The following is an 8,154-nucleotide window of genomic DNA, read 5'->3' on the forward strand; positions in this document are numbered from 1 at the left end:
TCTGCCCGACCGCCGCACACCCGGACGAGTTCACATGCGATCGACCGCGACCACCCGCAGCACCGCGCGCCCGGTCTCGTCCGACTCGGTCAGGTCCACCTCGGCGGTGATCCCCCAGTCGTGGTCCTGCGCCGGGTCGTCGAAGACCTGACGGACCCGCCACGCCGAGTCCTCCTTGGTGATCTGCATGAGCTTGGGGCCGCGCGCGTCGGGACCGGTACCGATCGAGTCGTGCTCGTCCCAGTAGTCCTCCAACGCGTCCTGCCAGCGCTCCGCGTCCCAGTTGCCGTCGCCCTCCTGCTCGGACAATTCGCCGAGCTGGAAGTAGCGCCGCAGGGCCGCGAGTTCCACCCGGCGAAAGAGCGCGTTGCGGACCAGGACCCGAAACGCCCGCTCGTTCGCGGTGACCGGCGTGGTGCGGCCCTCGATGTCGTCGAGTTCCTCCTGGGTCGCATCCGGGTTGGCCAGCTTCTCCCACTCGTCGAGCAGGCTGGAGTCGACCTGTCGGACCAACTCGCCCAGCCACGCGATCAGATCGTGCAGGTCCTCGTTCTTCGCGTCGTCCGGCACGGTCTGGTTGAGCGCCTTGTAGGCGCTCGCCAGGTAGCGCAGCACGATGCCCTCGGTGCGCGCGAGTTCGTACCAGCCGACGTAGTCGCCGAAGGTCATCGCCCGCTCGTACATGTCCCGCACGATCGACTTGGGCGACAGCGGGTGGTCGCCGACCCACGGGTGGCTGCGCATGTAGATGGCGTAGGCGTGTTCGAGCAACTCTTCGAGCGGGCGCGGGTATTGGATGTCGGCGAGCCGCTCCATCCGCTCCTCGTACTCGATGCCGTCCGCCTTCATTTGGCCGACCGCCTCGCCCTTGGCCTTGTTGAGCTGCGCGGCGAGGATCTGGCGCGGGTCGTCGAGGGTGGCCTCGACCACCGAGAGCACGTCGAGCGCGTAGGTCGGCGCCTCCGGGTCGAGCAGGTCGAAGGCGGCCAGCGCGAACGTGGACAGCGGCTGGTTGAGCGCGAAGTCGGCCTGGAGGTCCACGGTGAGCCGAACGATCCGACCCTCCTCGTCCGGAGCGTCGAGCTTCTCCACCACGCCGCCGTCCAGCAGCGAACGATAGATCGCGATCGCCTGCCGGATGTGCCGCAACTGCTGGGCTCGCGGCTCGTCGTTGTCGACCAGCAGGTGCCGCATCGCCTCGAACGCGTTGCCGGGCCTGTTGATCACCGCGAGCAGCATCGCGTGGGTGACCCGGAAGCGCGACGCCAACGGCTCCGGCTCGGCCTCCTGAAGCCGGGTGTAGGTCTCGTCGTTCCAGCCCACGAAGCCCTCGGGGGCCTTCTTGCGGACCACCTTGCGGCGCTTCTTCGGGTCGTCCCCGGCCTTGGCCAGCGCCTTGATGTTCTCGATCTCGTACTCGGGAGCCTGCGCGACCACATTGCCCACCGTGTCGAATCCGGCCCGCCCGGCCCGCCCGGCGATCTGGTGGAACTCGCGCGCCCGCAGCCGGCGCACCCGCTGGCCGTCGTACTTGGACAGTGCGGTGAACAGCACGGTACGGATCGGCACGTTGACCCCGACGCCGAGCGTGTCGGTACCGCAGATCACCTTGAGCAGACCGGCCTGGGCCAGCCGCTCGACCAGCCGGCGGTACTTGGGCAGCATGCCCGCGTGGTGCACGCCGATCCCGTGTCGCACCCAGCGCGAGAGCTGCCGGCCGAACTTGGTGGTGAACCGGAAACCGCCGATCACCGACGAGATCTGATCCTTCTCCGCCCGCGTGCACATGTTGATGCTCATCAGCGACTGGGCCCGCTCGACCGCCGACGCCTGGGTGAAGTGCACGATGTAGACGGGCGCCTCACGCGTGGTCAGCAGTTCCTCGATGGTCTCGTGCAGCGGGGTGACCCGGTAGGAGAAGTACAGCGGGACCGGGCGCGTGGCCGACTTGACGATCGCGGTGGTCCGGCCGGTGCGTCGCTTCAGGTCGCCCTGGAAGCGGTCCATGTCGCCGAGCGTGGCCGACATCAGCAGGAACTGCGCCCTGGGCAGCTCGATCAGCGGGATCTGCCAGGCCCAGCCCCGGTCCGGGTCGCCGTAGTAGTGGAACTCGTCCATCACCACGAAGCCGACATCCGCGTCCGCGCCGTCGCGCAGCGCGATGTTGGCCAGCACCTCGGCGGTACAGCAGATGATCGGCGCGGTCGCGTTGACCGAGGCGTCGCCGGTCATCATGCCGACGTTCTCGGTGCCGAACTGGGCGACGAGGTCGAAGAACTTCTCCGAGACCAGCGCCTTGATCGGCGCGGTGTAGAAGCTGCGCTCCTTGCGCGCCATCGCGGCGAAGTGCCCGCCGGCGGCGACCAGGCTCTTCCCCGAGCCGGTCGGCGTGTTGAGGATGACGTTGTTGCCCGAGACGAGCTCGATCAGCGCCTCTTCCTGCGCGGGATACAGGGTGAGGCCACGCTCCTCGGCGTACGACGCGAAGGCTTCGTACAGGGCGTCGGGGTCGGCCTCGGCGGGGAGCAGATCGATGAGAGTCACAGGCTCTATCCTGCCTGCTCGCGCGCCCGGGCCCGGACGCAACCCGGATACCGCCCACCCGCGCACGTCGCGCGCCCCGCCGGCGGAGCACTTCCGGTGACGCGTGTCACATCCGTAGAGTCGCCGTGATCATCTGCCGCCGGAAACAGGGGTGTGTGTGAGGCCGGTACGACAGATGGGCCGAGTGGGCCGAGTGGGCCTCGTGCTTCTCATGGGTCTGATGTCGACCGGCGCTCTCCTCGGTTGTACGGCGCCCACTTCGCCGCGCACGTTGACCGCGGTCGCGCCCGCGCACAACCCGGAGGCGGACCCCGACGGCATGAGCTGGACGGTCCGGCTGGGCGGCCGGATCCAGACGCAGCGCAACTACCGCCTGGTCGTCTCGACCGACCCCCGCGCGGTCGACGCGGTGACCGACGGTGGCGTGGACCCCGCCGTGTGGGACAGCGGCGTGGTCCAGTCCGCCGAGCACATCGGCGTGCGCCCCTTCGGCCTCCGCGTCGAGAGGGGCGAGACGTACTACTGGAGCGTGCGCGTCCAGGACCACGAGGGCCACGACTCGGGCTGGAGCGCCCGAGACCAGTGGACGGTCTTTCGGGCCTGAGGAATCGGGAGCGGCGCGATCGGGCCGGTCGGGCGTTCGAGGACGCCTCTACGCAACGCGACGGCACCGCGGCCGGCAAGCCCGACCACACCGATCGGCCCGACCACACCGACTCGGCCCGCCCGGCGTTCGAGGACGACCGGGCCGACAGGCCCGGGCAAGCCCGAATCAGCCCGTCCGGCGTTTGCGGACGAGGCGGCCGCAGTCCCCACGGCCGCCGCCCGCGGGGCCTAGCAGACGATCTTGGCCGCCCGTAGTTCGGCCACCCGGTCCGTGTCGAGGCCCAGTTCGGCGAGGATCGCGTCCGTGTCGGCGCCGAGCGTGGGGGCCGGTGTGCCCAACCGCGCGGGTGTACCGCCGAACAGCGCCGGATGCCGGGGCTGCCGCAGCCGACCGGCGGTGGGGTGCACATCGTCCTCCAGCACGCCGACGGCGGCGATGTGCGGGTCGCCGGCGAGATCGGCGGGGCCCAGTACGACCCCGCACGGCACGTTCTGCGCCTCCAGGCGGGCGATGCCCTCGGCGACGGTGAGCTTGGTCGCGGCCTCGTGGCAGCGGGTCACCAACGCGTGGCCGACCTCGCGGTTGCGCCGGCGCTCGGCGATCGTGGCCACCCGGGGGTCGTCGTACCCGTCGACGCCGAACGCCCGACACATGCCGGCGAAGTCCGCGTCCGAGGTGGGCGTGGCGATGCCCCAGCCGTCCAGGAAGGCGTACGGGCGTACGTCCGCGACGAAGCTGCCGGGTTGGCTGCCGTCGCCGTCGCGCAGCACGTCGTTGCCGGCCGAGTCGACCCACATGAAGGAGATCACCGCGTCCAGCATGGACAGTTCCAGATGTTGGCCGCCGCGTCCGCGCTCGCGGGCGTACAGGGCCGCGGTGATCGCCTGCGCGGCGGTGAGCGCGGTGACCTTGTCGGCGAGGGCCTGGTTGGAGAACCTCGGGCGGTCGGTCTGCGGGTCCTTCTGGTTCTCGGCGATCCCGCCGTACGCCTGGATCACCGTGTCGTAGGCGCCTTTGCCGGCGTACGGCCCGTGCGCCCCGAAGCCGGAGATCGAGCAGTAGACGAGGTCGTCCCGCCGCACGTCGGGGTAGCCCAGGCCGAGCCGTTCGGCCACGCCGGGCCGCCAGTTCTGCACCACCACGTCGGCCCGCGCGATCAGTTCGCGCACCAGGTCGCGGCCCCGGTCGGTGCGCAGGTCCACCGCGACGCAGCGCTTGCCGCGGTTGCACATCTGGTAGAGCGCGCTGATGCCACCGGTCGCGGTGCCGATCCAGCGGGAGATGTCGCCGATCCCCGGGCGTTCGATCTTGATCACGTCGGCGCCCTGATCGGCGAGCAGGGTCACCGCGTACGGACCGGTCGCGGCCGTGGACAGGTCCACGACGCGCAGGCCGGCCAGGGGTCCGTCGATCGGAACACGTTCCATGGTGGCGCTCCCCCTCCGCTGTCGCTCGCGCGACGTGATTCGACGGGACCCGGTGCCTCGGATACCCGGATGACGAAAACAGGTTCTCTGTCACAGGTCAAGGCTCTGGTCTGTTGGCTGGGTCCGGCGGAGAATCCGGCAGCGTCCCGGTGCTCGGGACGCCACACCGATCCACGGAGGATTCGTGACCAACCCGATCGGGCCGCTCACCGCGGCCGACGAAGGCTTTCACCACCAGGTCGCCGAGACGTTCGCGACCGTGGCCACTACCGACCCGTCGTGGACCGAGAAGGTCTGCGCGATGGCCACGGCCCGGGACGGCAGCCTGCAACTGGGCTTCGGGCTGGGCAAGTACACGAACCGCAACGTGATGGACGGCTATGCGGGCATCTCGCGCGGCGTCGAACAGCTCACGGTCCGCGCCTCGCGCCGGTTGTCGCCCGAACCGCACACCACGACGGTGGGACCGATCCGCTACGAGGTGATCGAGCCGCTCCGGGTGGTGCGCTTCGCCCTGGAGGCGAACGAAGCCCAGCCGATCGCCTTCGACTGGACCTTCGAGGCGGCCGTCCCGGCGGTCTGCGAGGACCGTACGCACAACCGGCGCGGCTACCGCACCACCGCCGACCTGGTGCGCTACCACCAGACCGGGGTGGCCTCGGGCTGGGTCGAAGTGGACGGCGAGCGCACCGAGATCACCCCCGACACGTGGGTGTCGACGCGCGACCACTCGTGGGGCACCCGCTACGACGTGGGGGCGCCGGCGGCCGACCTGGAGCCGGCCGGGATGCCCGCCTCGATGTCGTTCCGGATGATCTGGGCGCCCATCCTGATGGAGCGGGCGGACGGCAGCCGGTACGCGTTGTTCCTGCACTACCAGATCACCAATGGGCCCGGCTTCGCGCAGAAGCGGGTGATGGGCGGGGTCGAGCACCCCGACGGCCGCGTGGAGGAATGGGCCGACCTGGTACCGGAGTTGAGCTACGACCCGGCCAACCGGCGGCTGCTCGGCGGGAAGTTGCACGCGACGATGGCGGACGGTTCGACCCGGCCGCTGGAGTTGGAGGTGGTCTCGGCGACCGGCTTCCACCTCGGCGCGGGCCTGTACTTCGGCCTGGACGGCCGACACCACGGCGAGTGGCGCGGCGACCTGCACGTGGAGGGCGAGCGGATCGCGGACTGCTCGACCCCCGAACAGGCCCGCCGGCTGCACCAGATCCGGGACACGGTGGTACGGGTGACCGACCCGGTCGGCGGCGGGGTCGGCTGGGGCAACTGCCAGCCGATCGTGACGGGCGCGGACCCGGGGTTGGGGCTCACGGCGGAGTCGTCGTTCATGTAGCGGAGTCGTGGTTCATGTAGCGGAGTTGGGTCGGGTGGCGGCGCGTTGCGTGATGGCGGGCGGATCGGTGGCGGGCTGCGCGGGGCCGTGTGCGGGACGGCTGTGCGCGGGACGGCCGTATGCGGGACGGCTGTGCACGAGCCGGCCGCGCGCGGGCTGTGCGGTTTCTTTCTCGGTCGGTATTCCGCTGAACACGCAGCGCGAGCCATACGATGCTGTCGACTTTGATCAGGGGAAGGGACGTCAGCCATGCGCAGGATCCTCATCGTCGGTGCCGGCCAATCCGGGCTCCAACTCGGCCTGGGGTTGCTGGCCCACGGCTACGACGTGACCGTGATGACCGAGCGGACTCCCGACGAGATCCGCGCCGGGCGAGTGACCTCGACGCAGATCATGATGCCGTCGACGATCGCGCTGGAGCAGCCGCACGGCCTGGACCTGTGGTCGGATCGCGTGCCGCCGATCGACCGGGCCGGGTTCACCATCCCCGGCCCGGACGGCACGCCGGTGGTGAACTGGCTGGGCGATCTGGGTGGCGCGCAGTCGGTCGACCAGCGGATGAAGATGCCCGCGTGGATGGACCTGTTCGTGGCCCGCGGCGGCAACCTGGTGGTGCACCCGGTCGCGGTCTCCGACATCGACTGGTACACCCGCAACTACGACCTGGTCGTGGTGGCCGCCGGCAAGGGCGAGCTGGTGTCGATGTTCGACCGCGATCACGAGAAGTCCGAATTCACCAAGCCCCAGCGGCAGTTGTCGGTGGCCTATTTCCACGGCGCGACGCCGCGCCCGGAGGTCGGGTACGCCGCGCTGCACGTCAACGCGATCCCCGGAATCGGCGAGATCATCATGTTCCCGGGCCTGACGCTGTCCGGCCCGTGCGACATCATCCTGCTGGAAGCCGTGCCGGGCGGCCCGCTGGACGTGTTCCGCGACGTACGCGACCCCGACACCCACTGGGCCGTGCTGCGGGACCTGGTCCGGCAGTTCGCGCCGTGGGACCACGACCGGATCAGCCGCGCCGAACTCACCGACCCGATGTGCGTGCTCAGCGGCGGCTTCGCCCCGATCGTGCGCAAGCCGATCGCCGAACTGCCGATGGGCGGTATCGCGTTGGGCATCGGCGACGTCCTGGTCACCAACGACCCGATCAGCGGACAGGGTTCCAACAACGCCGCACGAGCCGCCGACCTGTACCTGAACGAGATCGTCGCGCGCGGCGACCTCCCGTTCGACGCGGCCTGGATGCAGTCGGTCTTCGACGCGTTCTGGTCCCGCGCCCGACACGGCGTCAAGTTCTCCAGCTCGTTGCTCGGAGTCCCCCCGGAGCACGTCCAGATGCTGATGGGCGCGGGCAACACGTGCCCCGCCGTGTGCGACGCGGTGATGAGCGCTTTCGACAACCCGGTGGAGTTCGAGGAGTTCATGTACGACCCGGAGAAGACAATGGCGTTTTTGACGAAGGTGGGGGCGGTTTAGGGGGGTTGGGAGGTTGGGGGAGATTGGGGGGGTTGGGGGCGCCGAGATGGAAGTGGGGGCGCTTGGTCGGTTGGCGTCGGTCGCGGGGCGTAGGCGGAGGGCCCGGGTCGTGAGCGGGCCGAGGCGGGTCGTGGGCGGACGAAGTATGAGGGCGCGGGGCGTGAGCGCAGCGAGCACGTTCGGGGTGGAGCGTGGGTCGTGGGTGCGACGGGTGGGGTGGGGTGGGTCGCGGGTGTAGCGCGCGGGGCTGGGGGCTGCGGGCGGCAGGGCGACGAGCATGGCGGCCCGGGACGTGGGCGGAGCGAGCATGGCGGCCCGGGTCGTGAGCGGAACGGGCGGGACGGCCCGGATCGCGAGCGCAGCGGGCACGGCGACCCCGATCGCGAACCGAACCGGCGGGACGACCCGGGTCGCGAGCGCAGCGAGCACAGCGGCCCAGTCGCGCGGGACCGTCCGGGTCGCAAGCGCGAGCGAGCACTGCGGCCTCGGTCGTGAGCAGAACCGGCGGGATGGCCCGGGTAGCGAGCGCAACGGGACGGCGACCCCGATCGTGAGCGGAACGGGCGGGACGGCCCGAACCGGCGGGACCGCCCGGGTCGCGAGCGCAGCGAGCACGGCGGCCCGGGTCGTGAGCGGAACGGGCGGGACGACCCGGATCGCGAGCGCAGCGAGCACGGCGGCCCCGATCGCGAACCGAACCGGCGGGACGACCCGGATCGCGAGCGCAGCGAGCACAGCGGCCCCGATCGCGAACC

5 protein-coding genes are annotated in these 8,154 nt (G+C 70.7%); 3 read left to right on the plus strand and 2 right to left on the minus strand.

Features of this window, described 5'->3' with window-relative positions:
- Positions 1 to 30: 30 nt before the first annotated feature.
- Positions 31 to 2,544 (minus strand): DUF3516 domain-containing protein, encoded by a 2,514-nt coding sequence (locus ACFXMF_RS16860; protein ID WP_360314718.1) that lies wholly within the window; start codon positions 2,542 to 2,544, stop codon positions 31 to 33.
- 220 nt (positions 2,545 to 2,764) lie between these two features.
- Between ACFXMF_RS16860 and ACFXMF_RS16865 the strand changes: the two genes are divergently transcribed.
- Positions 2,765 to 3,148 (plus strand): hypothetical protein, encoded by a 384-nt coding sequence (locus ACFXMF_RS16865; protein WP_360314716.1) that lies wholly within the window; start codon positions 2,765 to 2,767, stop codon positions 3,146 to 3,148.
- 230 nt (positions 3,149 to 3,378) lie between these two features.
- Here the strand turns inward: ACFXMF_RS16865 and ACFXMF_RS16870 are convergent, their stop codons facing one another.
- On the minus strand, positions 3,379 to 4,578 hold the full coding sequence (locus ACFXMF_RS16870; protein ID WP_379990521.1) for a CaiB/BaiF CoA transferase family protein: 1,200 nt from the start codon (positions 4,576 to 4,578) through the stop codon (positions 3,379 to 3,381).
- 184 nt (positions 4,579 to 4,762) lie between these two features.
- On the opposite strand from ACFXMF_RS16870, the gene ACFXMF_RS16875 reads away from it, so the two are divergent.
- Both ACFXMF_RS16875 and ACFXMF_RS16880 read left to right on the plus strand, forming a co-directional pair.
- Positions 4,763 to 5,920: a hypothetical protein gene (locus ACFXMF_RS16875; protein WP_360314712.1), complete on the plus strand. Its 1,158-nt coding sequence runs from the start codon at positions 4,763 to 4,765 to the stop codon at positions 5,918 to 5,920.
- A gap of 249 nt (positions 5,921 to 6,169) precedes the next feature.
- Positions 6,170 to 7,399 (plus strand): styrene monooxygenase/indole monooxygenase family protein, encoded by a 1,230-nt coding sequence (locus tag ACFXMF_RS16880; RefSeq protein WP_379990522.1) that lies wholly within the window; start codon positions 6,170 to 6,172, stop codon positions 7,397 to 7,399.
- The last annotated feature ends 755 nt before the right edge of the window (positions 7,400 to 8,154 follow it).

This window comes from Embleya sp. NPDC059213, assembly GCF_042754445.1.
In the GTDB taxonomy this organism is placed as follows: Bacteria; Actinomycetota; Actinomycetes; order Streptomycetales; family Streptomycetaceae; genus Embleya.